The 24,828-nt window shown below is 68.5% G+C and carries 23 protein-coding genes; 16 read left to right on the forward strand and 7 right to left on the reverse strand.

Annotated elements, in window-relative coordinates; translation table 11 throughout:
* Positions 1-13 precede the first annotated feature (13 nt).
* Entirely contained in the window at positions 14-985 is a 972-nt protein-coding gene (locus tag ACSFBM_RS18760) for a Bug family tripartite tricarboxylate transporter substrate binding protein (protein WP_435440892.1), read from the reverse strand.
* Between the two features lie 148 nt (positions 986-1,133).
* On the opposite strand from ACSFBM_RS18760, the gene ACSFBM_RS18765 reads away from it, so the two are divergent.
* Positions 1,134-1,862, forward strand: coding sequence for a FadR/GntR family transcriptional regulator (locus ACSFBM_RS18765; RefSeq protein WP_435440891.1), 729 nt, complete (start codon positions 1,134-1,136; stop codon positions 1,860-1,862).
* A 6-nt stretch (positions 1,863-1,868) separates the two neighbouring features.
* Here ACSFBM_RS18765 and ACSFBM_RS18770 read toward each other — a convergent pair whose 3' ends face one another.
* Positions 1,869-4,112 (reverse strand): acyl-CoA dehydrogenase family protein, encoded by a 2,244-nt coding sequence (locus tag ACSFBM_RS18770; RefSeq protein WP_435485686.1) that lies wholly within the window; start codon positions 4,110-4,112, stop codon positions 1,869-1,871.
* 139 nt (positions 4,113-4,251) lie between these two features.
* Here ACSFBM_RS18770 and ACSFBM_RS18775 point away from each other — a divergent pair, with 139 nt between their 5' ends.
* The 5 genes from ACSFBM_RS18775 (at position 4,252) to ACSFBM_RS18795 (ending at position 9,308) form a co-directional block, all read left to right on the forward strand.
* The gene (locus ACSFBM_RS18775) at positions 4,252-5,172 is read left to right on the forward strand and encodes a FadR/GntR family transcriptional regulator (RefSeq protein WP_435485687.1); all 921 of its coding nucleotides are present in this window, start codon (positions 4,252-4,254) and stop codon (positions 5,170-5,172) included.
* A 149-nt stretch (positions 5,173-5,321) separates the two neighbouring features.
* Positions 5,322-6,119 carry a CoA-transferase subunit beta gene (locus tag ACSFBM_RS18780; RefSeq protein ID WP_435485688.1) on the forward strand — a complete coding sequence of 266 codons (798 nt, stop codon included), beginning with the start codon at positions 5,322-5,324 and terminating at the stop codon, positions 6,117-6,119.
* An 11-nt stretch (positions 6,120-6,130) separates the two neighbouring features.
* Positions 6,131-7,021: a CoA transferase subunit A gene (locus tag ACSFBM_RS18785; RefSeq protein ID WP_435485689.1), complete on the forward strand. Its 891-nt coding sequence runs from the start codon at positions 6,131-6,133 to the stop codon at positions 7,019-7,021.
* Positions 7,022-7,031: 10 nt separating this feature from the next.
* Complete coding sequence (locus ACSFBM_RS18790; protein WP_435485690.1) at positions 7,032-8,231, forward strand: CaiB/BaiF CoA transferase family protein; 1,200 nt, start codon at positions 7,032-7,034, stop codon at positions 8,229-8,231.
* A 36-nt stretch (positions 8,232-8,267) separates the two neighbouring features.
* Positions 8,268-9,308 carry a Bug family tripartite tricarboxylate transporter substrate binding protein gene (locus tag ACSFBM_RS18795; protein ID WP_435485691.1) on the forward strand — a complete coding sequence of 347 codons (1,041 nt, stop codon included), beginning with the start codon at positions 8,268-8,270 and terminating at the stop codon, positions 9,306-9,308.
* A 73-nt stretch (positions 9,309-9,381) separates the two neighbouring features.
* Here the strand turns inward: ACSFBM_RS18795 and ACSFBM_RS18800 are convergent, their stop codons facing one another.
* A complete protein-coding gene (locus ACSFBM_RS18800) occupies positions 9,382-9,780 on the reverse strand; it encodes a Zn-ribbon domain-containing OB-fold protein (protein WP_435440884.1) in 399 nt (132 codons plus the stop codon).
* 1 nt (position 9,781) lies between these two features.
* Positions 9,782-10,951 carry a thiolase domain-containing protein gene (locus tag ACSFBM_RS18805; RefSeq protein WP_435485692.1) on the reverse strand — a complete coding sequence of 390 codons (1,170 nt, stop codon included), beginning with the start codon at positions 10,949-10,951 and terminating at the stop codon, positions 9,782-9,784.
* Positions 10,952-11,086: 135 nt separating this feature from the next.
* Between ACSFBM_RS18805 and ACSFBM_RS18810 the strand changes: the two genes are divergently transcribed.
* The 10 genes from ACSFBM_RS18810 (at position 11,087) to ACSFBM_RS18855 (ending at position 22,301) form a co-directional block, all read left to right on the forward strand.
* Complete coding sequence (locus ACSFBM_RS18810; protein WP_435485693.1) at positions 11,087-12,685, forward strand: AMP-binding protein; 1,599 nt, start codon at positions 11,087-11,089, stop codon at positions 12,683-12,685.
* On the forward strand, positions 12,672-14,315 hold the full coding sequence (locus ACSFBM_RS18815) for a long-chain-fatty-acid--CoA ligase (protein WP_435485694.1): 1,644 nt from the start codon (positions 12,672-12,674) through the stop codon (positions 14,313-14,315). Before ACSFBM_RS18810 ends, ACSFBM_RS18815 begins: the two co-directional genes overlap by 14 nt.
* A gap of 93 nt (positions 14,316-14,408) precedes the next feature.
* On the forward strand, positions 14,409-15,182 hold the full coding sequence (locus ACSFBM_RS18820; protein WP_435485695.1) for an SDR family NAD(P)-dependent oxidoreductase: 774 nt from the start codon (positions 14,409-14,411) through the stop codon (positions 15,180-15,182).
* 10 nt (positions 15,183-15,192) lie between these two features.
* Positions 15,193-16,161: an NAD(P)H-dependent flavin oxidoreductase gene (locus ACSFBM_RS18825; protein WP_435485696.1), complete on the forward strand. Its 969-nt coding sequence runs from the start codon at positions 15,193-15,195 to the stop codon at positions 16,159-16,161.
* Positions 16,162-16,173: 12 nt separating this feature from the next.
* Positions 16,174-17,199, forward strand: coding sequence for a phosphotransferase (locus ACSFBM_RS18830; RefSeq protein WP_435485697.1), 1,026 nt, complete (start codon positions 16,174-16,176; stop codon positions 17,197-17,199).
* A gap of 171 nt (positions 17,200-17,370) precedes the next feature.
* Positions 17,371-18,411, forward strand: coding sequence for a DUF7064 domain-containing protein (locus tag ACSFBM_RS18835; RefSeq protein ID WP_435485698.1), 1,041 nt, complete (start codon positions 17,371-17,373; stop codon positions 18,409-18,411).
* Complete coding sequence (locus ACSFBM_RS18840) at positions 18,408-19,202, forward strand: enoyl-CoA hydratase/isomerase family protein (protein WP_435485699.1); 795 nt, start codon at positions 18,408-18,410, stop codon at positions 19,200-19,202. The genes ACSFBM_RS18835 and ACSFBM_RS18840 overlap by 4 nt, the downstream gene beginning before the upstream one ends.
* Before the next feature lie 41 nt (positions 19,203-19,243).
* A complete protein-coding gene (locus ACSFBM_RS18845; protein WP_435485700.1) occupies positions 19,244-20,110 on the forward strand; it encodes a MaoC family dehydratase in 867 nt (288 codons plus the stop codon).
* Between the two features lie 38 nt (positions 20,111-20,148).
* Positions 20,149-21,075, forward strand: coding sequence for an NADPH:quinone oxidoreductase family protein (locus ACSFBM_RS18850; protein WP_435485701.1), 927 nt, complete (start codon positions 20,149-20,151; stop codon positions 21,073-21,075).
* An 89-nt stretch (positions 21,076-21,164) separates the two neighbouring features.
* Positions 21,165-22,301, forward strand: coding sequence for an acyl-CoA dehydrogenase family protein (locus tag ACSFBM_RS18855; RefSeq protein WP_435485702.1), 1,137 nt, complete (start codon positions 21,165-21,167; stop codon positions 22,299-22,301).
* A 45-nt stretch (positions 22,302-22,346) separates the two neighbouring features.
* Here the strand turns inward: ACSFBM_RS18855 and ACSFBM_RS18860 are convergent, their stop codons facing one another.
* Genes ACSFBM_RS18860 through ACSFBM_RS18870 form a run of 3 tightly spaced genes read right to left on the reverse strand, consistent with a single transcriptional unit; the run spans position 22,347 to position 24,827 of the window.
* Positions 22,347-23,486, reverse strand: a complete 1,140-nt coding sequence (locus tag ACSFBM_RS18860) for an acyl-CoA dehydrogenase family protein (RefSeq protein WP_435485703.1) — start codon at positions 23,484-23,486, stop codon at positions 22,347-22,349.
* A complete protein-coding gene (locus tag ACSFBM_RS18865; protein WP_435485704.1) occupies positions 23,483-23,806 on the reverse strand; it encodes a DUF6285 domain-containing protein in 324 nt (107 codons plus the stop codon). The genes ACSFBM_RS18860 and ACSFBM_RS18865 overlap by 4 nt, the downstream gene beginning before the upstream one ends.
* 4 nt (positions 23,807-23,810) lie before the next feature.
* Positions 23,811-24,827, reverse strand: a complete 1,017-nt coding sequence (locus ACSFBM_RS18870) for a phosphotransferase family protein (protein ID WP_435485705.1) — start codon at positions 24,825-24,827, stop codon at positions 23,811-23,813.
* Position 24,828 lies beyond the last annotated feature (1 nt).

A 24,828-nucleotide genomic window follows, 5' to 3' on the forward strand; every position in this document is an offset into this window, starting at 1 on the left:
GCGAGCCGGTCGCTCAGAGCTTGATGCGACCGGTGGCCACCAGCTTCTTCGTCAACTCCAGTTGCTCGGCAAGAAAGGCCGAGAGCTTGGGCGGGCCCCATCCCGCGGGTTCGAAGCCCAGCTCCAGCAGCTTGGGCGCGACGTCAGGCAGCTTGACGATGCGGGCCATTTCCGTCGAGAGCTTGTCGATGATCGCCTTGGGGGTTCCGGCCGGCGCAAACAGTGCACCGAAACCCGGCATCACGACGTCGGGGAACCCCGCCTCGGCGAAGGTGGGCACGTCGGGATACAAGGAAAACCGGGTCGGGCTTGCAACCGCCAGCGCACGAATTTTTCCCGGGTAGCGGGAAACGCCGCCCAGTGACACCACCGCCGTGTCGATCTGGCCGCCGATGAGGTCCTGCAGCGCGGGTGCTTCGCCCTTGTAGGGGACATGCACCGTGTCGATGCCCGCCGCGATGTTGAGCAATTCGCCGACGAAGTTGCCGCCTGATCCGGGGCCGTACGAGCCGTAGGAAATCTGGCCGGGCTTGCTCTTGGCGAGGTCCACCAGTTGCTTCAGCGTCTTGATGTTCAACGATTCGCGCACGCCGATGGCAATGGGCGTGAGCGCCAGCATGCTGATGGGCGCGAGCTCCGACATCTTGTAGGTCTGGGTCGGCTGCAGCACCAGGTTGCTGATCAGTGCGCTGTAGTTGACCAGCAGCGTGTAGCCGTCGGGAGTCGCCCTGGCCACGGTCGCCGCAGCGATGGCCCCGCTGGCGCCAGCCTTCGATTCGACGATGCTCGGCTGGCCCCAGGACTCGGTGAGCTTTTGTCCGATGACGCGCATCATGGTGTCGTGCCCGCCGCCTGCAGGCGTCGGGATGATGAACTTGATGACGTTGTTCGGATAGGCCGGGTCGGCCCAGGCGAACGAGGGCATGGAGGCGGCTCCCGCAATGGCGAGGCCGGTGGCGAGGGTGTGGCGGCGCGATGGGTTCATCGGATGTCTCCTGGTTTTTCTGAAATATCCATTGGTTGAACCATAGTTAAATCTGAGAGAATGGTCAATCCGCACCTGCCCGGGAGGGCACACTACCGGCTCCGAGCCCAGCGCTTTCATCGTTCGTGACCCAGAGGAGGAAAAAGCCATGTCGGAAACCACACCCGTTTTTGCACCCGTGCGCATGCGCCGCGCATTCGAAGCCATTTGCGACCAGATCCGCCAGCAGTTGGCCGACGGGCAACTTGCCGCCGGCGACAGGCTGCCCAGTGAAAAGGAACTGTCGGAGCAGTTCGGCGTCAGCCGCAGCGGCGTGCGCGAAGCACTGCGAAGCCTGGAGATGGCAGGCATGGTGGAGGCCCTGACCGGCATCAATGGCGGCTTCTACATCAAGCAGTCGCACCCCGACGGGATCACGCAGGCGGTGCGCGACATGGTGGCGCTCAACCAGGTGCCGGTGTCGGACGTGACCGAGGCGCGCATCCTGCTGTGCGACCTGGCGATCAAGCTGGCCTGTGAGCGCGCCACCGAGGCCGACTTTGCCGCCATCGAAGACGACATCGATCGCTTTGCCGAACTGGTGAAGCAGGGCAAGCCGGTGCGCGACAGCGCGCTCATCACCGAGTTCTACCGGCTCATCGGCCGCGCTACGCACAACGAAGTGATCGTGATGCTGATCGACGCGCTGTCGGAGATATTGCGCGGCCTCATCGCGCAGCTGCAGGCGCCGCACAGCAACGTGGTTCAGGTGCGCCGCAAGGTGCTGCGCCTCATGCGCGATCGCGATGCGCCCAAGGCCAGCGCGGCGCTGGCCAAGCACCTGACCGCGCTGCATCTCCTGCTGGAGGACATGGAGCGCAAGAAGGCGCCGCGCTGAGCCGCTTCAGCGCGGCAGGCCGAGCCCGCGCTGGGCGATCAGGGTGCGCTGGATCTCGTTGGTGCCGATGCTGATCACCCACATCAGCGAATGGCGCAGGTTCTGCTCGATCCGGCCCTGCAGCAGGGCACCCGGGCTGCCTTCGGACAAGGTGCCTTCCATGCCGAGAATGTCGAGCGCCACCTCGCCGAAGCGCTCCATCAGTTCACCCGAGTACACCTTGCTGGCAGCTGCGTCGTGCAACGGCGTTTCGCCTGCGTCCACTCGTTCGGCGCAGTGCATCATCATCTGGCGGCCCACCTCGATCTGGGATGCCAGTTCGCCGATCTGCCCGCGCACCAAGGGGTCCAGCCGCATCGCGCGCCCGTCCAGCTGCGCGCCCCGGATGTAGTCGCACAGCAGCTCGAAGGCGTGCGCCACCTTCATCACGATGCCGCCGCCGATGAAGCCGCGCTCCGTGGCCAGCGCGCCCACCAGCACCTTCCAGCCGCCGTTCAGCTCACCGACCATCGCGTCGGCGGGAACGCGCACGTTGTCGTAGAACACGTTGGCGAAGCTGCCGCCATACAGGGTGGTCGAGGTCTTGACGGTGATGCCGGGCGTGTCCATCGGCACGATGAACAGGCTCAGGCCGGCGTGCGGCGGGCTGGCCTCGGGGTCGGTGCGGGTGGCCAGCAGCATGTACTCGCCCCAGTAGGTGGTGGTCCAGATCTTCTGGCCGTTGATGACGTAGTGGTCGCCGTCGCGCACGGCACGCGTGCGCATCGAGGCCAGGTCGGAGCCTGAATCGGGCTCGCTGTAGCCCATGCCGTAGATGGCCTCGCCACGCAGGATCTGCGGCAGGTAGCGGTCCTGCTGCGCCGGCGTGCCGTGCACCTGCAGCATGGCCGCCTGCACGGGCGCGCCGGCACGCGGCGCCTCGGCGCGCTCCATTTCCTCGACGAACGCGAGCTGCTCGAAGGCGCCGCGCGCCTGGCCGCCGAAGCGCTCGGGCCAGCCCAGCCCGATCCAGCCTGTCTTGCCCAGGTCGCGCGCGAAGTCGCGGTCGTACTCGCGCTGCTTGAAGCCCAGGCGGTCGTGCGCTGCCTTGCGCTCGCCCGACCAGTGCACCTTCAGCCAGGCGCGCACCTCTTCGCGAAAGGCGTTGCCTTGTGGCCCCAGGTCGTATTCGGGCAACGCGTGGGGCACGTCGCCCAGGAAGTACTCCGCCAGTTCCTCCTTGCTGCGGCGCACGCCGCCGTGGCGCAGCACATCGAGGTGGACCTGCTTGAAGTGCCGCGGCGCCTCGTGCTCCTCGCTGTAGCCGATGGCGCCGAAGGTGTGCTGGGTCTCGAGGGCCACCTGGCGCAGCGTGGCTCCGGCGGCCGCGCAGGCCGCGGAGGCGAAGACGCGCCAGTTGTCGGTGCCCAGGTCGTGCTGCCGCGCGGCGTTGGCCAGCGTGAGCTGCGTGCCCATCAGCGCGATCTGGTTGTTCGCCAGCTTGTGCTGGATGGCCTGGAAGCTCCCGATCAGCCGGCCGAACTGCTTGCGCTCGCCGGCGTACGCGACCGCCATCTCGAAGGCGCGCGCCGCCGCGCCCCCGGCGCGTGCGCTCAGCGCCAGGCGGGTCATGAGCTGGAGGTCGTACAGCGTCGGGGCCGACACATCGAGCAGCGTGGCCGGCACGTCGTGCAGCGTGACGCGGCTCATGCCGTGGGCGCCCATGGCCGGCGTGGCTTCGATACGCACGCCAGGGGCGCTGGCGTCGACCAGCGCCAGGCCCGGACCGGCCACGGCGACCGCGAAATGCGTGGCGCTGTCCGCCGTCTCCATGAAGGACAGCTCACCGGACACGGTGTTGTCGGTCATGGTGGCGCTCCCCGCGCTGCGGTCGCCGTCGAAGGCGCCGAGCGCCAGCAGCACGCGTGCCTCGCCGGTGCGCGCCTCGTCGAACAGCGCGTGCTCGTCGCCGGCCGCGGTGCGCAGGCCGGCCAGGTGGAGCAGGGCCAGGTGATGCAGCGGCACCGGGCAGGCGGCGCGACCCATTTCCTCCATCGTGATGGTGATTTCGCGCAGTACGCCCTCGTTGCGGTCGCTGCCGAGCGCCGTCAGGCCCTGGTCGGCAAGCTGGCGCCACACCTCTTTCACGCGGGTCGGGTCCGTCGCCCATTCCATGGCGGTGGAGGAAGGCCAGTGCCTGGCCAGGAAGCCACGCACCGAATCGCGCAGCATCGCGCGTTCTTCGTCACTGGGCAGGTCCTGCTGCGTCATCGTTTTCTCCTGAAAAACATCAATGGTACAACCATTGTGAATTGTTGGAGCGGAGTACGGAAACAACGGCAGCCCGAATCCGCGCACTTATCATTGGCTCAAAGGTCCAACTTTTTACGGGTTCTCCGGGAGAAACAACATGAACGCCAAAGAATCGCAACCCACGCCGACGCCGGCCGCCGCGCCGGTGTCGGCCGCAAAGTTCCAGGTCATCCGCTCGGCGCGCGCCTTCGAGGAAATCGCGCAGCAGATACGCACCGAGCTGTCGCAGGGGCGGCTCAAGGTCGGCACGCGGCTGCCGTCGGAGCGCGCGCTATCCGAGCAGTTCGGCGTGTCGCGCAACACCCTGCGCGAAGCGCTTCGCTCGCTGGAACACGCCGGGCTCATCCGGTTGCAGAAGGGCGCCACGGGCGGCGCCTTCATCAGCGGGCGCAGCGGCGACGCCATTGCCACGGGGCTCATGGACATGTACCACATGGGCGCCATCCAGCCCGAGCAACTGACCGAGGCGCGCATCTGGCTCGAGTCGATCCTGGTGCGCGAGGCGTGCGCACGCGCCACGCCGGCCGACATCGAGGCGCTGAGCAGCAACATCGACGCGGCCGAGGAGGCCACGCGCAAGGACGACTTTCCCGCGCGCGCCGCCACCAACCTGGAGTTCCACCGCATCCTGGCGCGCATGACGGGCAATCCGATCATGGTGATCGTGATGAACGGCGTGCTCAACGTGCTGGCGGAGTTCATCGGCCAGGTCGGGCACTACGAGAACGCCTACGTGCTGCCGTCGCGCCGCCGCTTCGTGAAGCACCTTGCCGCACGGGATTCGGACGCCGCGGTGGCGGAGATGGAGTCCATCCTCAAGCGGCTGCAGCGCAGCTACCTGTCGAAGATCGAGGGCGGCGATGCGCAGGAGGCCGAGGCAGATCCGGCCGCCGCCAAGGCCCGTCCGAAGCCGGCCGCCAAAGCCGCGGCAAAGCCCGCCGCCAAGTCGCCGGCCAAGCCGGTCGCGAAGGCGGCTTCCAGGCCTGCGGCCAAGCCGCCAGTGAAAACGCCGCGCTAGCGCCTGCGCGCGCTGCCCGCCGACCCGACCGCTCGCCGAAACGCGAGCGGTTTTTTTTTGGCGCACCCGGGGCGAATCCCGCTTGACAGGGCGAGGGTGAATTCCTAGCATTTAGCAATGGTTCAACCAAAACTAGATTCCAGGATCCTATGACCCAAGACAACGACAAGCCTTCGACGGGAGAGTTGCTCGCCGTGCTGCTGGCCCGCGATTTCGAGGATGGCGAAAAAGTCATCATCGGAACCAACTCCGACATCCAGCTGGCCGCCTGCAACCTCGCGCGAAAGATGCAGGCACCCCGCCTGTGGTGGATCTCCGGCCCCGGCGGCATGGTGAACCCGGTGCGCAACCACCTGCTGTCCACGGCCGACTCGGAGAACATCGAATCCTCCGAGGCCTGGATGGACCTTCCGAACATGATCGACTTCATCGACTGGAAGATCCACTTCTTCGACTTCGCGATCCTGTCGGCACTGCAGGTCGACCGCTTCGGCAACATCAACACCGTGGTGGTCGGCGACCACGCAAAGCCGAAAGTGCGCGGCCCCGGCACCGTGGGCATCAGCGCGCTGTGCGGGCTGGCCAAGCGCTTCTACGTGGCGCTCACGCGCCATGACAAGAGCGCATTCGTGCCACGCGTGGACTTTCTCTGCGGCCCCGGCCACATGGAAGGCGGCAACTCCCGCGAAGAGGCCGGCCTGCCCGCGGGCGGCCCGAAGCTCGTGGTGTCGCCGCTGGGCGTGTTCGACTTCGAGCCCGTTTCCAAGGCCATGCGCGTGCGCTCGGTGCATCCGGGCGTCACGCTCGAACAGGTCCATGCGGCCACCGGCTTCGAGATGCGGGTCGACGGCACGCCGCCCGTCACCGCCATGCCTTCCGCAGAAGAACTGCACCTCCTGCGCACCCACGTAGACACCCGCGGCACGCTTCGCCGCAAATTTCCCTGACAAGGCGCCTCATGAGCAACAAGAGCAAACTGATTTCCCTCGACGAGGCCGTGGCGGTCGTCAAGGACGGGGACCGGGTGGGCCTGGGCGGCTGGATCTTCAACGCGCAGCCGATGGCGCTGGTGCGTGCACTCATCCGCAAGGGCGTGCGCAGCCTCGACCTGGTGCCCGCGCCCGGCTCCATCGCTCCCGACATGCTGATCGGCGCCGGCTGCGCGCGCAGCACCGCCTGCGTGTTCATCAGCTTCGAGCAGTTCGGCCTGGCCCCGCACTTTCGCCGCCAGGCCGAGGCCGGCACGCTGAAGGTGTACGAGCTCGACGGCCCCGGCATTGCCGGCGGGCTGCGCGCCGGCGTCTGCGACATGCCCTGGACGGCCATTCCCGACCTGGGCACCGACCTGCCGCGCCACACGCCCGAGCACTACTGGCCCCTGCCGTCGAAGCCCGGCGAGCGCAAGATGCTGGCCGCGGCCGCCATCAAGCCCGACGTGTGCCTGCTGCATGCCCAGCAGGCCGACGAATACGGCAACGTGCAGTACCTGGCAACGCCGTTCTTCGACGCCATGCTCGCGCAGGCGTCGCGTCATGTGATCGTCTCGGTCGACCGCATCGTGTCCAGCGACACCATCCGCCGCTCGAACCACTTGACCAAGCTGCCGAGCGTGATGGTCGATGCGGTGGTGGAGGCGCCCTACGGTGCGCACCCCACGTCGTCGCCCTCGCTGTATCGCGCGGACGAACGCCACCTGAAGGAGTACGTGAAGGCCAGCGTGAGCGAGGAGGCCTTCGCCGCGTACCTGAAGCGCTACGCCAAGGATGCCGGCGCCCACGGCGACTACCTCGACGCACTCGGCGCGTCCCGCCTCGCCGGGCTCGCCGTGTCCGAATCGAACCTCGCGTGAAGGCCCTGCGATGAGCAACACCCCAGCCGCCAAGCCCGGCATCCTGGACGGCGTGCGCGTCCTCGACTTCACCGCGATGATGTCCGGCCCGTACTGCACCCGGCTCATGGCCGACCTGGGCGCGGAGGTCATCAAGATCGAACCGCCCGAGGGCGACTACATCCGCCTGCGCGCCCCGCGCCGCGAGGGCCGCAGCACCTACTTCGCGCAGCTCAATGCCGGCAAGAAGAGCCTGGCGCTCGACCTCAAGAAGCCGGAGGCGATCGCGCTGATCCGCGAGATGGTCCTGAAGTGCGACGTGGTGGTCGAGAACTACCGTCCCGGCGTCATGAAGCGCCTCGGGCTGGACTACGCGTCGCTCTCGGCGCTGAACCCGAAGCTGGTGTATTGCTCGATCTCGGGCTTTGGCCAGGAGGGCGAATGGGCGGGCCGAAGCGCCTACGCGCCGGTGCTGCACGCGGCCAGCGGCTACGACATGGCCAACCTCGACTACCAGGAAGGCGACGTGGAGCGGCCGCTGAAGAACGGCATCTTCGTGGCCGACGTGCTGGGCGGCTCGCTGGCGTTCGGGGCGGTGCAGAGCGCGCTGTTTCGCGCCGCGCGCACGGGCGAGGGCGACCATGTCGACCTGTCGCTGATGGACGCGATGCTCGGCATGCTGGTGTACGAATGCCAGGAGGCGCAGTTTCCGGCCGAGCGCCGCCGGCCGTTGTACCGCCCCACCAAGGCCAGGGACGGCTTTTTGCTGATCGCGCCGGTGAGCCAGAACAACTTCGAGGCGCTGGCGCGTGGCACCGGGCACCCGGAGTGGATCACCGATCCGCGCTTTGCCATCAGCCAGGACCGCGAGCACCACTGGGGCGAGCTGATGCAGCTGCTGGACGACTGGGCCGGCTCGCAAAGCGCGGCCGAATGCGAGGCGACCATGAACGCGGCCGGCGTGCCGTGCTCGCGCTACTTCACCGTGCGCGAGGCGATGCAGCTGCCGCCGCTGCAGGAGCGGCACGCGTTCCAGACCATCGACGACGGCTCGGGACCGTTCCAGGTTCCCAACCCCGCCTTTCGCTTCGCCCGCACCGCGGCGCATGCGCGCAACAGCGTGCCGGCGCTGGGTGGTGACGGCCCGGCCTTGCTCGGCAGCCTGCTGGGCCTGAGCGACGAGCGCGTCGCCGCATTGCGGGAAAGCCGCACGCTGCACGTGCACGGGTGATTCCGAGCTTTCGTGAAAAAAGAAAAGGAGACAAGCATGCCGACGATCGAATGGAAGCGTTTTCTCAAGCTGAGGGTGAACGTAAAGGTGAATGCCAAGGCGAAGGCCAGGCTGCTGTGGACCGCTCTGCTGGCCGCAGGCGCGATGGCGCTGCCGCAGGCCTGCATCGCGCAGGCCTCGAGCTTTCCGAACAAGCCGATCACCATCATCGTGCCGTACCCGCCGGGCGGCACCACCGACGTGCTGGCGCGGGTGCTGCAGGAGCCGATGCAGCGATTTCTCAAGCAGCCGGTGATCATCGAGAACAAGGCCGGGGCCTCGGCCGTGCTCGGGACCAAGTTCGTGGCCAAGGCGGCCCCCAACGGCTACACGCTGCTGTTCCCGAACAACGGCCTGGTGATCTCGCCGCAGGTGTCGAAGGACGCCGACTACGCGCCGCTGAAGGACTTCGCGCCGGTCTCGCTGGTTTCGCTGCAGCCGATGATCCTGGTGGTGAACCCGTCGGTGCCTGCCAGGTCGGTGCAGGAGCTTGTCGACTACGCCAAGGCCAACCCCGGCAAGCTCGACTTCGCGACCGCCGGCCCGGCCTCGTTCGGCCACCTGGCGACGGAGCTGTTCAGCCGCAGGGCGGGCATCCGCATGACCCACATTCCCTACAAGGGCCAGGCGCCGACCACGCAGGCCATCCTGACCGGCGAGTCGAAGGTGCTGCTGAGCACCAGTTCGTCGCAGATGAACGCGTTCATCAAGGACGGCAAGGTGCGGCTGCTCGGCGTTTCGTCGCTGCAGCCGTCGCCGCTGGCCCCGGGCGCGCCGCCCATCGCGAACACGCTGGCCGGCTTCAACCCCGAGGTCTGGTTCGGCCTGTTCGCGCCCGCCGGCACGCCGCGCGATGTGGTGGCCAAGCTCAACGACGCCATCGTCAAGGCGCTCGCGCTGCCTGAGGTCAAGGAGAAGTTCGAGACTGCAGGCGCCTCCGCCACCGGCAGCACGCCCGAGCAGCTCGGCGCGCGCATCGCCGAGGAATACGGCACGTGGACGAGCGTGATCCGCGAGGCCGACATCAAGTCCGAATAGGCGCCCCGCGCAGGCGCAGCAGCAAAAAGAGAAGGGCCGCGAACATCGCGGCCCTTTTGTCGTGTGCCTGCGCTCAGGCGGGCTTGAACATCGGCACGGCAAAGCCGCCTTCGGCCGGCTTGAAGCTCACCTCGACCCGGTCGCCGATGCGCAGCGCATCGAGGTCGCAGTCGACGATGTTGGTGAGCATGGTCACGCCCTCGTCCAGCGTCACGTAGGCCAGCGCATAGGGAATGGGCCCAGCCCGGCGCGTCACGCTCACGCTGTAGATCGTGCCCTTGCCCGACGCGTCCACCCATTCGGTATCGCCCAGGCAGTAGGGGCACAGCGCGCGCGGATACCAGTGCAGCCTGGCGCACGCGGTGCAGCGCTTGATGCGCAGCCTGCCTTCCTTCGCGGCGCTCCAGTAGGCCTCGGTGGCGGCGTCGACAATGGGCGCGCCCAGCGGGCGCTCTTGGTACATCGTGGTCATTTCAGCTTCTCTCCATGATCAGTGTGGCGCTGCCGTGGCGTGAGCCCAGCAGGCCGCCGGTGCCCTGGGCCAGTGCAAGGCGGCAGTCGGGCACCTGCACCTTCGGGTGCGCTTCGCCGCGCAATTGCCGCACCGCCTCGATCACCTTGGTGATGCCGCCGCGGTTGGCCGGATGGTTGTTGCACAGGCCGCCGCCGTCGGTGTTGAAGGGCAGCTTGCCGACGCCCGAGATGAGGTTGCCGTCCATCACGAACCTGCCGCCTTCGCCCTTCTTGCAGAAGCCCAGGTCCTCGAGCTGCATCAGCACGGTGATGGTGAAGCTGTCGTAGATCGACGCGTACTGGATGTCGGCCGGCGTTACGCCCGCCTCGGCGAACGCGATGGGGCCAGACACGGCCGCGCCCGAGTACGTGAGGTCGACCTGCCCGTTGGCCTGACCCTTCACGGTCTCGCCCGCGCCGAGCACGGCGACGACCGGTCGCTTCAGCGAACGGGCGATTTCGGGGCGCACCACCAGCAGCGCGCCGCCGCCGTCGCTCACCACGCAGCAGTCGAGCTTGTGCAGCGGGTCGGAGATCATGGGCGAGGCCAGCACTTCTTCCACCGTGACCGGCTCGCGCAGCATCGCGTTCGGGTTGTATTGCGCATGCGCGGCCGCGGCCACCTTGATCCATGCGAGCTGCTCGCTGGTGGTGCCGAACTCGTGCATGTGGCGCGCGGCGGCCAGCGCGTACATGTTCACCGTGATGGGGGCGTAGGGCATTTCCCAGGGAACGTCCGGCGTGGCCGCGGTGACGTTGCGCGGCCCGGTGCCCACGGCGCTGGCTTCGCTGCGCGGGCGGCCGGCCAGCGTGATGAGCGCCACGTTGCACTTGCCCGCGGCAATCGCCTGCGCTGCATGGGAGACCTGGACCAGGTAGGCGGAACCCCCCGTGTCGGTGCTGTCGACATGGCGCACCTTCAGGCCGAGGTAGTCGACCATGCTGAGCGGCCCGAGGCCGGGCGCGTCGCCTGCGCAGAAATAACCGTCGACGTCCTGCAGCGAAAGACCGGCGTCGGCCAGCGCGCCGCGCGCGCATTCGGCATGCAGCTGCGCCACGGTCTTGTCGGGCGCCTTGCGCGTGGGATGTTCGAAAGCGCCCGCGATGCAGGCCTGTCGTTTGATGCTCATTGATTGCTCCGTGTTCTTCCCGATGCGGGACCATGAATCGACCGGTCCCGGCGTCTCGCCGTGCTTGACGCTGGATCGGTGTCGTCATTATCATTGGTTCAACCAAATTAAATCAAGACGAAAACGCGTTCGGCGATGAACCAGAATCTCTACGCCCAGTTCGAGCAGCGCTTTCCGCACGACGACGGCGCGCCCGCCATGGTGTTGCCAGGCGGGCGGCTCTACACCTACGGCCAGTTGAAGGCAGAAAGCGCGCGCTATGCGCGCCTGCTCACGTCGCTGGGCGCGCAACCCGGCGATCGCATCGCAGTGCAGGTGGAGAAGTCGGCGTCGGCTGTCTTCCTGTACCTGGGCGCGTTGCGCGCCGGTTGCGTCTTCCTGCCGATGAATCCCGCGTACCAAAGCGGTGAGCTGGCCCACTTGCTGGGCGATGCGCAGCCGCATGTGTTCGTGGTGCGACCGCAGGGCGCGGCGCAAGGGCGTGCGCTGGCCGCGGCGGCAGGCGTGCCCCATGTGCTGGAGCTGGACGACGACGGCGAGGGCGAACTCGCGCGGGCCGCGGCCCGGCAGCTGCCGCGCTCGGCCATCGTCCAGCGCAGCGCCGACGACCTTGCGGCGATCCTCTACACCTCCGGCACGACGGGGCGGCCCAAGGGCGCGATGCTGACGCATCGCAACCTGGGCGTGGGCGTGAGCACGCTGCATCGGTCCTGGGCGTTCGAGCCCGGCGATGTGCTGCTGCACATCCTGCCGATCTACCACTTCCACGGGCTGTTCGTCGCGTTGCACTGCGCGCTGTGGAACGGCAGCGCGATCAGGTTCGAGCCGCGCTTCGACGCCGCGCGCGCGGTCGCGCTGCTCTCGGCGAGCACGGTCTGCATGGGCGTGCCGACGCACTACGTGCGCATGCTCGCGCAGCCCGGGCTCGATGCCGATGCATGCCGCGGCATGCGCCTTTTCGTCTCGGGCTCGGCGCCCTTGCTGGCCGACACCTTCGGCGCGTTCCAGCAACGCACCGGCCACACCATCCTCGAGCGCTACGGCATGACCGAGGGCGGCATGTTCGCCTCCAACCCCTACCGCGGGGAGCGCCGATGCGCCACGGTGGGCGGCGCGCTGCCCGGCGTGTCGCTGCGCGTGGTCGATGCCGAGGGCGCGCTGGCAGCGCCGGGCGAAACCGGGCAGATCCAGGTGAAGGGCGACAACGTCTTCGCCGGCTACTGGCGGCTGCCGGAAAAGACCGCCGAGGAGCACACGGCAGACGGCTTCTTCAAGACCGGAGACCTGGGCCGGCTGAGCGAAGACGGCTACCTCACCATCGTCGGGCGCGACAAGGACCTGATCATCTCGGGCGGCCTGAACGTGTACCCGAAGGAGATCGAGGAGGTCATCGACGCGCTGCCGGGGGTGCGCGAGTCGGCCGTCATCGGGTTGGCGCATCCGGACTTCGGCGAGGCGGTGGTCGCCGTGGTGGTGCGCGACACGTCGATCGATTGCATGGCGGTGGCGCAGGCTGCGGACGTGGTGCGGGCGGTGAAGTCCGGCCTGGCCGCGTTCAAGGTGCCCAAGGCCGTCCATTTCGTCGAGGAGCTGCCGCGCAACGCGATGGGCAAGGTGCAGAAGAAGCTGCTGCGTGAACGCTTTGCCACGGGCGCTGCGAAAAGCACGGAAAAAAACATCAAAAAAATCAGCGGAAAAAGTACCGCAAAGAAGAGGCAACATGACCCCGCATGAACTGAGCACGTGGCCGCACGGCCTGCCGCGCGACATCGACATTCCCCCCACCAACCTGTGCGCCAACCTGCTGGTGTCGGCCATGCGCTACCCCGAGCGGGCGGTGCTGGCCGACGACTTCGGCAGCCTCAGCTACACCGAGCTGGCCGACCAGGTCGAGCGCATCGCCGCCTTCCTCCAGAACGAGCTGGGCGTGCAACGCGGCGACCGCGTGCTGATCTACCTGCAGAACGGACGCGGCTGGATCGCGGCCTACTTCGCGGTGCTGCGCATCAACGCGGTCGTGGTGCCCGTCAACCCGATGAACAAGCGAGACGAGCTGCCGCACTACCTCCACGACACCGGTGCGGTGGCGGCCTTCTGCAGCGCCGACAACGTGGCGGAGCTGCTGGCCGCGCCAGCCGCGCAGCAGCTGCGCCGCGTGATCGTGGTGGGCAACCCCGGCCCGGCCGAAGTGCAGCCCGAGCCCGCGCAAGGTCCGTCGCGCACGATCGGCCTGCGCCGCGTGCTGGCCGCGGCCTCCGGCCCGTTGCAGCCGCTGGAGCATCTGCCGGACGCGCTGGCGCTCATCCTCTACAGCTCGGGCTCCACCGGCGCGCCCAAGGGCTGCATGCACACCCACCGCACGCTCACGGCCAGCACCGTGATCGTGGCGCACTGGATGGGGCTGGTGCCGCATTCGGTCCAGTTGGTGGCGCTGCCGTACTTCCACATCACGGGCATGCAGAACCTGATGAATGCGCCCATCTATGGCGGCGGCACGCTGGTGCTGATGAAGCGCTGGAACCGCGACGAGGCCGCGGCGCTCATCGCGCGCCATCGCGTGAGCCATTGGACGGCGATGCCGACGATGGTGATCGACTTTCTTTCGAGCCCACGCCTCGCGGAGTACGACCTGAGCTCGGTGCGGCGCATTGGCGGCGGTGGGGCGGGCATGCCCGAGGCCGTGGGCGAGCGCCTGAAGGCGCTGACGGGGCTGGACTTTCTGGAGGGCTACGGCCTTTCGGAAACCGCGCACGTCTCGGGCAACCCGCCGGCCGCGTTCAAGCGCCAGTGCCTGGGCGTGCCGCTGTTCAACACCGACCTGCGCATCATCGATCCCGACACGCTGGCCGAGCTGCCGCCGGGCGAGGTGGGCGAGATCGTGATGGCGGGGCCGCAGGTGTTCGTCGGCTATTGGCGCAATGAGGAGGCCACGCGCACGGCCACCGTGGCGCTGGACGGCAAGCGCTTCGTGCGCAGCGGCGACCTGGGGCGGCGCGACGACGAGGGCTACTTCTTCATCGTCGATCGGCTCAAGCGCATGGTCAATGCCTCGGGCTACAAGGTCTGGCCGGCCGAGGTGGAGGCGATGCTGCATGAGCACCCGGCCATCGCGGAGGCGTGCGTGATCGCGGCCGTCGATGCCTACCGCGGAGAAACGGTGAAGGCCGTGGTGGTGCTGCGCAACCCGCAAGCCGGCGTGCGCGAGGCCGACATCATCGAATGGTCCCGCAACAGGATGGCGGCCTACAAGTACCCGCGCCTGGTCGAGTTCGTGGCGGAGCTGCCGAAGTCGCCCACTGGAAAGATCGCCTGGCGCCAATTGCAGGACGCCGAGCGCGCAAAAACGCTGCGCGCCGCGGCGTGAGCCGTTCGATGCGCCTGGTTCGCTTCATGCGCTTGATACGTAAGCGCAATCCAAATATCATTGGTTCAACCAAAACGAAGAAATGGGATTTCCATGCAGAATCTAGTCACCCTTGAAGGCCGCACCATCGTCGTCACTGGCGCGGGGCAAGGCATCGGCAAGGCCATTGCCGAACTGGTCGTCGACCTGGGAGGCAACGTGGTCGCCGTCGACCTGAATCCCGACACGCTCGAGTCCGCGATGGCCGAACTGCCCGCGGCCCGTGTGCAGCAGGTCGTTGGCAGCGTCACCGACGCGGCGCTGGCGGCCAGCGCGGTCGAGGAGGCGGTGTCGCGCTTCGGCGGCGTGCACGGCCTGGTCAACAACGCAGGCATCACGCGGCCCGCCATGATCGAGAAGATGACCGCGCAGCAGTGGCAGGACGTGATCGACGTGCACCTGACCGGCACCTTCTTCTGGCTGCAGGCCGTGGGCCGCCACATGGTGGCGCGTGCGAAGAGCGGCGACGCGAGCGGCGGCGCCATCGTCAACATTTCGTCGGACGCGGGCCGCAAGGGCTCCATCGGGCAGGTCAACTACGCGGCCGCCAAGGCCGGCATGCTCGGCGTCACCATGACGGCGGCGCGCGAATGGGGCAAGTACAACATCCGCACCAACTCCATCTGCTTCGGCGTGGTCGAGACGCCGATGACCGAGGTGGTGCGCGGCGAGAAATTCCGCGACGGCATGCTGGCGCAGATTCCGCTGGGCCGCTGGTCGACGCCGCAGGAGGTGGTGAAGACGGTGTGCTTCCTCATGTCCGATGCCGCCTCATACATCACCGGGCAGCACCTGGGGGTGAACGGCGGCTTTCACATCAGCCTGTAGGCGCGCGGCCATGAAGACCCGCCTGACCGAACTGCTGGGCATCCGCTACCCGATCGTGCAGGGCGGCATGCAGTGGGTCGGCCGCGCCGAGATGGCCTCGGCCGTCTCGAATGCAGGCGGCCTGGGCATGCTCACCGCGCTCACGCAGCCCACGCCGGAAGACCTGGCGCGCGAAATAGAGCGCTGCCGCGGCATGACGGACAAGCCTTTCGGCGTGAACGTGACCATGCTGCGCAGCGTGAACCCGCCGCCGTACGAGCGCATCTTCGCGACCATCGTCGAGAGCGGCGTGAAGGTGGTCGAGACTGCCGGCAACGTACCGGCGGAGGTGGTCGATCTTCTGCGTCGCAACCACATTGCCGTGCTGCACAAGTGCACCTCGGTGCGCCACGCGCTGGCGGCGGAAAAGCGCGGCGTGGACGTCGTCAGCATCGACGGCTTCGAATGCGCCGGGCATCCGGGCGAGGACGATGTGCCGGGGCTGGTGCTCATTCCTGCGGCAACGCGCGCGCTCAAGATTCCGGTCATCGCCTCGGGCGGCATCGCGGACGGGCGCGGCATGGCCGCTGCACTGGTGCTGGGCGCCGAGGGCGTGAACATGGGAACGCGCTTCGTCTGCACGCAGGAGGCGCCGGTGCACGACGCCATCAAGCAGGCGCTGGTCAAGGGCAGCGAGCGCGACACGCGCCTCATGTTCCGCAGCATGGGCAACACCGCGCGTGTGTTCGCCAACGCGGTGGCGCAAGAGGTCGTCGCCACCGAGCGCCGCCCCGGCGGCTGCGCCTTCGAGGACGTCCGCGCGCTGGTGTCTGGCGCGCGCGGCAAGGCCGCGCTCGAATCCGGCGAAGTGGATGCTGGCCCGGTCTGGGCCGGGCAGGTGATCGGGTTGATCGACGACGTGCCGACCTGCGCCGCGCTGCTGGAGCGCATGGTGGCCGAGTGCCGCCAGCAGCTTGCGCGCGCGGCGGCTTTCTTCTAGGCGCGAACCCGCATGCAAGACCTGGACACCGACGCGCTCGCGCGCTTCATCCGCGCCAACGTGGCCGATTTCGCGGGTCCGCTGCATGTCAGCCGCTTCGACGGCGGGCAGTCGAACCCGACCTTCGGCGTGCAGGCCGGCGATGCCCGCTATGTGCTGCGGCGCAAGCCGCCGGGGCAACTGCTGTCGTCGGCCCACGCCGTCGACCGCGAGTACCGCGTGATGCGGGCGCTGGCCGCAAGCGCCGTGCCGGTGCCGCGCGTGCATGCGCTGTGCGAAGACGATGCGGTGCTGGGCAGCAGCTTCTACCTGATGGAGTGGGTCGAGGGCCGCATCCTCGGCGACCAGACCTTGCCGGGCATCGCGCCGGCCGAGCGTGCGCGCATGTACGCCGAGCTCAACCGCGTGATCGCCGCGTTGCATGCGCTCGACTGGCGCGGCATCGGCCTGGAGGACTTCGGCAAGCCCGACCGTTACCTGGAACGCCAGGTCGCGCGCTGGAGCCGGCAGTACCGGGCGACGGAAACCGGGCGCATCGAGGCGATGGAGCAGCTGATCGAATGGCTGCCGTCCCATATCCCGGTGCAGGAGGCGCAGACATCGATCGTGCACGGCGACTTCCGGCTCGACAACGTGGTGTTCCACCCGAGCGAGCCGCGCATCGTTGCCGTGCTCGACTGGGAACTGTCCACGCTGGGCGACCCGCTCGTCGACTTTGCCTACCACTGCATGACCTGGCGGCTCGCGCTGGGCACGCACCGCACGTTGGCGGGCGTGGACCCTGCCGCGCTGGGTATTCCGACCGAGGAAGAACACGTGCGTGCCTACTGCGAGCGCACGGGGCGCGACGGCATCGCGCACTGGCACTTCTACCTCGCCTTCAACATGTTCCGTCTCGCCGCCATCCAGCAGGGCGTGCAGAAGCGCGCGCTCGAGGGCAACGCCGCCCATGCCAAGGCGCTGCAGGCGGGCGCCCGCGTGGAGGCCACGGCCACCATGGCGCTCGGGCTGATGCGGGCGGTGTCGGCCGCGGCATGAGCGCGCCGACTGCCTGGGGTGCGCCTTCGAGGAGATCGAGCGCGGCTGGGGACCGATCGACGCCTGCCTCTGCAGCGCGCCAGCGGCTGCGCGCGGCTTCTCGTCGACTGCCGAAGCTCCACTGAAGCGATGCCGCGCCCTGAACCCCTCCCACTTTCCAAGGACCAGACCATGTACATGCCCCCCGACAGCAAACTGCACCTCGATCCGCAGGACGAGTACACCCACGCGCCCGAAGCCGCCGGGAACTACAACGAGAGCATGTACTTCAATGCCTTTGACACCGCGCGCGGCATCGGCGCCTGGATGCGCCTTGGCAACCGGCCGAACGAAGGCCATGCGGAGATGAGCTGCTGCGTCTACCTGCCCGACGGCCGCGCCGGCTTCATGTACGGCCGCCCGACCATCGCCCACAATGAGGCGATGAACGCGGGCGGATTGCGCTTCGAGGTGCTCGAGCCCTTCAAGCGCCTGCGCGTGAGCTATGAGGGCGAGCTGCTGATCATGGACGACCCGCACGCCATGGCCGACCCCGGCAGCGCCTTCAAACGCTACCCCAAGCGTCCCGCGACCATCGCGCTCGACTACGAGGGCATCTCGCCGATGCACGGCGGCGAGATCGTCGCGCTCGACGGCAGCCGGCTCGAGGTCGACCCCGAGCATTCGGTCTACCGCGGCCACACCGAGCAGAACATGGCGGTGCGCGGCCACATCACGGTGGACGGCGAGCGCTATCCCATCGACGGATTCGGCTACCGCGACAAGTCGTGGGGGCCGCGCCACTGGCACAGCTTCTATTGGTACAAGTGGCTGCCCGTCACCTTCGACCGCGACTTCGGCGTGCTGCTGTCGGTCAAGGGGCAGCGCGGTGGCCGGCCCAACAACGTGAGCGGCAACGTGCTGCGCAACGGCCGCTACGAGCCGGTGATCGAAGGCCGCATCGCCACCGTCTACGACGACAAGTACTACCCGGTGCGTTTTACCGCGCAGGTGCGCACCGCCGAGCGCAGCTACACGCTGGAAGGCGAGGTCGGCGCGCTCGTGCCCCTGCGCCACAAGAGCGCCAGCGGCGAGCCGGGGGCCTACACCCGCATCACCGAAGGCATCACCACCTACCGGTGCGAGGGGCGCACGGCGCTGAGCATGTCGGAGTACTGCGACGTGATGGTCGACGGCACCCCCATCTCGGTGCTCGAGGAGCCCACCGCATGAAGACGCTGACCTACGCCGTGGAAGACGGCATCGCGACGCTGACGCTGAACCGGCCCGAATCGAAGAACGCCATCAGTCCCGAGATGGCCGACGAGCTCGGGGACCTGCTGGCGCGCATTCGCGCAGACGACGCAGTGCGCGTGCTTGTGGTCACGGGCGCGAGCGGCGCCTTTTGTGCCGGCGGCGACGTCAAGGCGATGGGCGAGGGCGGGCCGCGCACGCCCGAGCAGCGGCGCGCCGGCATGGCGCGCTACACGCGCATCTGCACCGAGCTGATGGCGCTCGACCGGCCGGTGATCGCGGCGGTCGACGGCGTGGCCTTCGGCGCCGGCTTCAGCATCGCGCTGATGTGCGACATCGTGCTGCTGAGCGATCGCGCGCGGCTGTGCATGGTGTTCCAGCGCATCGGCCTGGTGCCGGACATGGGGGCCTACTACACGCTGCCGCGCGTGGTGGGCCTGCAGCGCGCCAAGGAGCTGATCTTCTCCGCGCGCGAGATCGACGCCGCCGAGGCGCAGCGCCTGGGCATCGCGATGGAGGTGCTTTCCGCGGAGGGCCTGATGCCGCGTGCACGCGCCATCGCGCAGAGCTTTGCCGGGGCTTCACCCGTGGCCATGAGCGTTTCGAAGCGGGCGCTGCAAAGCTCGCTCGGAAGCGACCTGCCGACCATGCTCGAGATCGAGTCGGCGGGCCAGGCGCTGGCTTCCAGCAGCGACTACGCCAAGGAATCAGTGCGCCGCTTCGCCGCGCGAGAGCCCGCCCAGTTCCGCTGGCCGGCGGCTGCCCCCTGAACCCGACATCGACCCCCCAACTGAAACACAAGGAACAACCGATGCTCGACTACCGCAAGGCACGCGACTGGCACTCCGGCGACGTGCAACACGCGTACACCCCCAAGGACACGATGCTCTACGCCCTCGGGCTCGGCCTGGGCGCCGACCCGCTCGACGAGAAGCAGCTGCGCTTCGTCTACGAGAAGGACCTGATGGCGTTGCCCACCATGGCCGCCGTGCTGGCCTCGCCCGGCTTCTGGATGCGCGAGCGCAAGGAGATCGGCATCGACTTCATGAAACTCGTGCACGGCGAGCAGTCGGTGCGCCTGCATGCGCCGCTGCCGCCGTCGGGCACGGTGGTCGGGCGCACGCACGTCACGCGGGTGGTCGACAAGGGCGAAGGCAAGGGCGCGATCCTGCATGTGGAAAAGGCGCTCTTCGGCGCCGGGCAACAGCACTTGGCCACGGTCGAGAGCGTCTACTTCCTGCGCGGCGACGGCGGCTTCTCCAAGGCGGACGGCCAGGCCGACGAAGCCGCGCCGCCCGCGGCCCCCATGCCCGAGTCGGCGCCCGAACTCGTGCTCGACCTGCCCACGCGCGCCGACCAGGCCTTGCTGTACCGCCTGTCGGGCGACACCAACCCGTTGCATGCGGAACCCGCGTTCGCCGCCAAGGCCGGGTTTGCGCGGCCCATTCTTCACGGACTCGCGACCTGGGGCATTGCCGGGCGCGGCTTGGTCGCAGCGTTTGCGGACTTCGATGCAACGCGGCTGTCGGCCATGCGCGCGCGGCTGTCGGCTCCGGTCTATCCCGGCGAAACCATCCGCCTCGAAGGCTGGCGCGACGGAAGCGAAATCGCTTTTCGTGCGCGCGTGGTGGAGCGCGACGTGCTCGTGCTGACCAACGGCCGGGCCGCGCTGCGATGAGGGCCTGGCGGGTCGAGGCCCTCAGCGATCCGGGGCAGATGCGGCTCGTCGAAATGCCGGTGCCCGTGCCTGCGGACGATCAGTACCTGGTGAAGGTAGAGGCGGCGGGTCTCAATTTTCTGGACACGCTCGCCATCAAGGGCCAGTACCAGACCAAGCCCGTGCTGCCGTTCACGCCGGGCGTGGAGGTCGTGGGCACCATCGTGAGCGGCGAAGGCGCGGGCATGCGCGTGGCCTGCGCCACGCCGGTCGGCAAGTTCGGCGGCTTCGCGGAATACGCGCTGGTGCCACGCGCCGAGGCGATGCCGATCGCAGCCGACGTGCCCCCCGGCGCGGCCCTGGCCCTGCGCGGCAACTACCCGACCTCGCTCTATGCCTTGCGCCACGCCGGGCGGCTGCAGGCTGGCGAAACGTTGCTGGTGCATGCCGGCGCCGGCGGCGTCGGCAGCGCCGCGGTGCAACTCGGCAAGCTGATGGGCGCGCGCGTGATCGCCACCGCAGGCAGTGCCTCGAAGCGCGATGCTTGCCTGGCGCTGGGCGCGGACGCGGCCGTCGACTACACCGACCTGAAGTGGGTCGACGAGGTGCGCAAGCTCGCACCGACCGGTGTCGACGTGGTCTACGACCCGGTCGGCGGCGAGATCGGCGCGCAAAGCGTGCGCTGCCTGGCCTTCGGCGCGCGGCTGCTGGTGGTCGGCTTTGCGGGCGGCGCGTTGACGCAGTTGCCGGCCAACCGCCTGCTGCTGGCCAACGCGTCGGCCGTCGGTGTGTTGTGGGGCGAGGTGCGCAAGCGCGACCCCGGCCTGGCCCGGCAACTGGGCGAGGAGATCCAGGGCTGGTACCTGCAAGGGCGCCTGCGCCCGCTCGAGTCCTCGGTGTTCGACTTCGATGACGCGCCGGCCGCACTCGGCGCCCTGGAGCGGCGGCAGACCTCGGGCAAGGCGATCCTCCTGCTGACACGCTGAGGAAGAACGCCGCAGAACCGGCTTCGCCGGGCCACGTGCTTTTCGGCACGGGTTGCGTCATAATCAATGGTTCTACCAAAGGAGATATCATGGATTTTGACCTGCCCCCCGAAGCGGAAGAGATGCGCGTTGCCACGCGCGACGCCGTCGATGCGCTGCTGAAGCTGGAAACGCGCTACCAGGACACCGGCGAAGTGCCCGAGCAGGTGGAGACCACCCTGCGCGAGATGGGCTTCTACGGCATGTCCATTCCCGAGGCCTATGGCGGCATGCCGGTCGACCACCTCACCAGCGTCGCGGTGCAGCTCGAGCTGGCGCGCCTGCCGCCGCAGTTCTGGCCGTTCGTGCGCTCCGCGCTCGGGCCGGGCGTGCACATCATCGTGGACCACGGCTCGGAAGCGATCAAGAAGAAGTGGCTCCCCGAGATCGCATCGGGCCGCTCGCGCAACTGCATTGCCATCACCGAGCCGCACGCCGGTTCCGACGCCGCGAAGATGACCACCACGGCGCGCCGCGACGGCGACCACTACGTGCTCGACGGCGTGAAGACCTTCATCTCGAACGCCAACCATGCGCACTCCATCACCGTGCTCGCATCCACCGACCGCTCGGCCGGCAAGAAGGGCATTTCGGCTTTCCTGCTGGACACGACCACACCGGGCTTCAAGGTGACCCGCACCATGCCCACCATGGGCTGGATGGACGACAGCCTGTGCGAGATTGCTTTCACCGACTGCCGCATTCCGGCGGAGAACCTGCTGGGAGAAGAGGGGCGCGGCCTGTCGTATGCCATGTCGGGGCTCAACGAAGGCCGCCTGAACGTCGGTTGCCAGGCGCTCGGGCCGGCACAGATCGCGTTGGACGAGACCATCGAGCACGCCAAGACGCGCGTCACCTTCGGCCAGGCGCTGGGGGAGCACCAGGCCATCCAGCACATGATTGCCGACATGGCCATGGACCTGCACGCCGCGCGCATGGTGCTGTTCGAGGCGGTGTGGCGTGCCGCGCGCGGTGAAGACGCGCGCATGAAGGCCTCGATGGTCAAGGTGATCTGTACCGAGGCGGCATGCCGCATCGCCGACAAGGCGCTGCAGATCTTCGGCGGCTCGGGGTATTGCCGCGGCACCATCGTCGAGCGGGTGTACCGCGACCTGCGCGTGCTGCGCATCTACGAGGGCGCCTCCGAGATCCACCGCAACATGATCGCCAGGCAGCTGCTGGCCTGAGCCAGCCACCGCCGGGCCGGGCTCGGCCCGGTCCGGTCCGGTCCGTCAGCGCATCAGTTCCCGCGCGATCACCACGCGCTGGATCTGGTTCGTTCCCTCGAAGATCTGGTTGAGCTTGGCGTCGCGCATCATCTTCTCCACCGGGTAGTCCTTCACGTAGCCGTAGCCGCCGAAGACCTGCACCGCGTCGGTGGTCACCTTCATGGCCACGTCGCTCGCGAAGCACTTGGCCATGCTCGCGAACTTGGGCAGCTGGTTCCAGTCGCCGATGTCGGCCAGCCGCGCGGTCTCGTACACCAGGCAGCGCGCGGCCTCTATCTGCATGGCCATGTCGGCCAGCATGAACTGGATGCCCTGGAACTCGATGATCGCGCGCTTGAACTGCTTGCGCTGCTTGGCGTAGGCCAGCGCCGCATCGAGCGCGCCCTGGGCCAGGCCCACCGACGCGGCGGCGATGGCGGGGCGGTTGAGGTCGAGTGCGCGCATGGCCGAGCGAAAACCCTTGCCTTCCTCGCCCAGGCGGTTTTCCGCCGGCACGCGCACGTTGTCCAGGTACACCGGCACGTTGATCGTGCCCTTCATGCCCATCTTGCGTTCGTTGCGCCCGAAGGTCAGGCCCTTGCTCTTCTTCACGTCCACGATGAACGGGCTGATGTCGTCGGCGCCGCCGCGCTCGCCGGTCCTGGCGAACACCAGGATGTAGTCGGCGCGGCTGCCGAAGGTGCACCACTGCTTCTGGCCGTTGAGCACGTAGCTGTCGCCGTCTCGCACGGCGCGCGTGCGCATGCCACCGACGTCGCTGCCGCAGTCGGGCTCCGAGATGGCGATGGCGGTCACGGTGCGGCCCTCGGCCAGCAGCGGCAGGAAGCGCTGCTTCTGGTCGTCGGTGCCGAAATGCATGATCGGCAGCGCGAACATGGTGTTCATGCCCGCCATCAGTGCGCACGACTCCGACACGCGGGAAATCTCCTCGCGCGCGATGCACACCATGGTGAGGTTGGCGCCGGGCCCGCCGTATTCCTCCGGCACCCAGAGCTGCAGCAGCCCCATGTCGCCGTACACCGGAATCAGCTCCTCGGGAAAGCGGTCGTTCTCGTCGATCTCCGCGGCTATGGGCGCGACGTGGCGCTCGACCATGCGGCGCACGCCGTCGCGGAAGGAAATCTGTTCTTCGGTGAAGTTCATGCGGGTCTCTTGGTGTGTGTCCACTTTGGGTTGTTGATGGCAAGCGCCTCGCCCAGGCCCTGGCGCAGCTCTGCGGCCAGCTCGGCGTCGATGGGGATCTCGCCTGCGCGGATGGCGTCGGCGAGCGCGCGGCGCGTGGCCGCGGCGGCCTCGTCCTGCGGGCCGTCCAGGCGCAGTTCGCGCTCCACGATGCGCAGCACGTTCACCGTCACGCGCGCCTGGAAGCGGTGGTAGCCGTCCAGCGTGGGCAGGAGCTCGTCCTCGAGGTAGCGGGCAGCGGCCTGCAGAAGGGTGCCGGCGGAAGGTACGGAGTTCGGCATGGGGTCAGTCCTCGATGAGCCGGAAGAAGTCCCACAACGGCTCTTCCATGCGCCGGCCGACCGCGCACAGTTCCAGGCTCGCGGGGCTGCCGTCGGCACGCACCGAGAGCCCGCGGCGCACGCAGCCGATCGCCCACTTGAGGTTGGAAAAGGCTTCCCAGAAGCGCACGCGCATCGGCTCCACCGGCCTGCCGCTCGCGCGCTCGTAGGCCGCGTACAGGTCGTTGCGCGAACCGAACCCGCCGACCTCTCCCGCGCCGCCGAAGCGCCAGGTGCGCATGCACAGCACGCCCAGGTCCTGCATCGGGTCGCCGACGCGGGCAATTTCCCAGTCGAGCACGCAGCGGATGCCCTCGGCGCCGACGATCAGGTTGCCCGTGCGGAAGTCGGAATGCACGAGCGCGTCGCGCCATTCGGCCGGCAGGTGCCCGCGCACCCATTGCATTGCGTACTCGAGCGCGGGATGGCGCAGGCCCGTGCGCGCCAGCAGTTCGCCGTACACCTCGAGCTCCTGCGCGGGAGACAGCCGCTGCAGGAAGGGCAGCGCTGCGACCGGCATCGCGTGGATGGCCGCGAGGATGGCGCCGGCCTGCGCCGCCATCACGCCGCGCGCACCGGCGTAGGCCGGGTCGGCCACAAGCTTGCGGCCCAGCGTCTCGCCCTCGACGCGTTCGGTGACGTAGCCGCGCTCCAGGCTGTCGTGCACGTCGAGGATGGCGAGCACCGTGGGCGCGGGCACGCCGTGCGCGCGCGCCGCGATCATCACGCGCGCGTCTTCGGCGGCGTCGAGCTTGGGCGCGACGAGGGATTCCGCTCCCGATGATGGAGGCGGCGCAGCCGGCGCGGGCGTCTGCTGCAGGATCATCGGGCGGCGCCCGCCCGCCGTCAGCAGGTCGAACGACCAAGTTGTCTTGGTGGCGCCGCCCGTAAGGCGGCGCAGCCCGTCGACGCTGCCGTGCAGGCCCGCATGGCGCTGCAGCGCGGCGGCCAGGCGGCGCCCCATGTCGGGTGCGGCGTCCACG

This window comes from Variovorax pasteuri (assembly GCF_051216435.1).
Lineage (GTDB): Bacteria > Pseudomonadota > Gammaproteobacteria > Burkholderiales > Burkholderiaceae_C > Variovorax.

What these genes read in the sequence shown, in the direction of transcription:
- ACSFBM_RS18760 (WP_435440892.1), bottom strand. Translation starts at nt 985, where the DNA reads ATGAACCCATCGCGCCGCCACACCCTCGCCACCGGCCTCGCCATTGCG.
- ACSFBM_RS18765 (WP_435440891.1), top strand. Translation starts at nt 1,134, where the DNA reads ATGTCGGAAACCACACCCGTTTTTGCACCCGTGCGCATGCGCCGCGCA.
- ACSFBM_RS18770 (WP_435485686.1), bottom strand. Translation starts at nt 4,112, where the DNA reads ATGACGCAGCAGGACCTGCCCAGTGACGAAGAACGCGCGATGCTGCGC.
- ACSFBM_RS18775 (WP_435485687.1), top strand. Translation starts at nt 4,252, where the DNA reads ATGAACGCCAAAGAATCGCAACCCACGCCGACGCCGGCCGCCGCGCCG.
- ACSFBM_RS18780 (WP_435485688.1), top strand. Translation starts at nt 5,322, where the DNA reads ATGACCCAAGACAACGACAAGCCTTCGACGGGAGAGTTGCTCGCCGTG.
- ACSFBM_RS18785 (WP_435485689.1), top strand. Translation starts at nt 6,131, where the DNA reads ATGAGCAACAAGAGCAAACTGATTTCCCTCGACGAGGCCGTGGCGGTC.
- ACSFBM_RS18790 (WP_435485690.1), top strand. Translation starts at nt 7,032, where the DNA reads ATGAGCAACACCCCAGCCGCCAAGCCCGGCATCCTGGACGGCGTGCGC.
- ACSFBM_RS18795 (WP_435485691.1), top strand. Translation starts at nt 8,268, where the DNA reads ATGCCGACGATCGAATGGAAGCGTTTTCTCAAGCTGAGGGTGAACGTA.
- ACSFBM_RS18800 (WP_435440884.1), bottom strand. Translation starts at nt 9,780, where the DNA reads ATGACCACGATGTACCAAGAGCGCCCGCTGGGCGCGCCCATTGTCGAC.
- ACSFBM_RS18805 (WP_435485692.1), bottom strand. Translation starts at nt 10,951, where the DNA reads ATGAGCATCAAACGACAGGCCTGCATCGCGGGCGCTTTCGAACATCCC.
- ACSFBM_RS18810 (WP_435485693.1), top strand. Translation starts at nt 11,087, where the DNA reads ATGAACCAGAATCTCTACGCCCAGTTCGAGCAGCGCTTTCCGCACGAC.
- ACSFBM_RS18815 (WP_435485694.1), top strand. Translation starts at nt 12,672, where the DNA reads ATGACCCCGCATGAACTGAGCACGTGGCCGCACGGCCTGCCGCGCGAC.
- ACSFBM_RS18820 (WP_435485695.1), top strand. Translation starts at nt 14,409, where the DNA reads ATGCAGAATCTAGTCACCCTTGAAGGCCGCACCATCGTCGTCACTGGC.
- ACSFBM_RS18825 (WP_435485696.1), top strand. Translation starts at nt 15,193, where the DNA reads ATGAAGACCCGCCTGACCGAACTGCTGGGCATCCGCTACCCGATCGTG.
- ACSFBM_RS18830 (WP_435485697.1), top strand. Translation starts at nt 16,174, where the DNA reads ATGCAAGACCTGGACACCGACGCGCTCGCGCGCTTCATCCGCGCCAAC.
- ACSFBM_RS18835 (WP_435485698.1), top strand. Translation starts at nt 17,371, where the DNA reads ATGTACATGCCCCCCGACAGCAAACTGCACCTCGATCCGCAGGACGAG.
- ACSFBM_RS18840 (WP_435485699.1), top strand. Translation starts at nt 18,408, where the DNA reads ATGAAGACGCTGACCTACGCCGTGGAAGACGGCATCGCGACGCTGACG.
- ACSFBM_RS18845 (WP_435485700.1), top strand. Translation starts at nt 19,244, where the DNA reads ATGCTCGACTACCGCAAGGCACGCGACTGGCACTCCGGCGACGTGCAA.
- ACSFBM_RS18850 (WP_435485701.1), top strand. Translation starts at nt 20,149, where the DNA reads ATGCGGCTCGTCGAAATGCCGGTGCCCGTGCCTGCGGACGATCAGTAC.
- ACSFBM_RS18855 (WP_435485702.1), top strand. Translation starts at nt 21,165, where the DNA reads ATGGATTTTGACCTGCCCCCCGAAGCGGAAGAGATGCGCGTTGCCACG.
- ACSFBM_RS18860 (WP_435485703.1), bottom strand. Translation starts at nt 23,486, where the DNA reads ATGAACTTCACCGAAGAACAGATTTCCTTCCGCGACGGCGTGCGCCGC.
- ACSFBM_RS18865 (WP_435485704.1), bottom strand. Translation starts at nt 23,806, where the DNA reads ATGCCGAACTCCGTACCTTCCGCCGGCACCCTTCTGCAGGCCGCTGCC.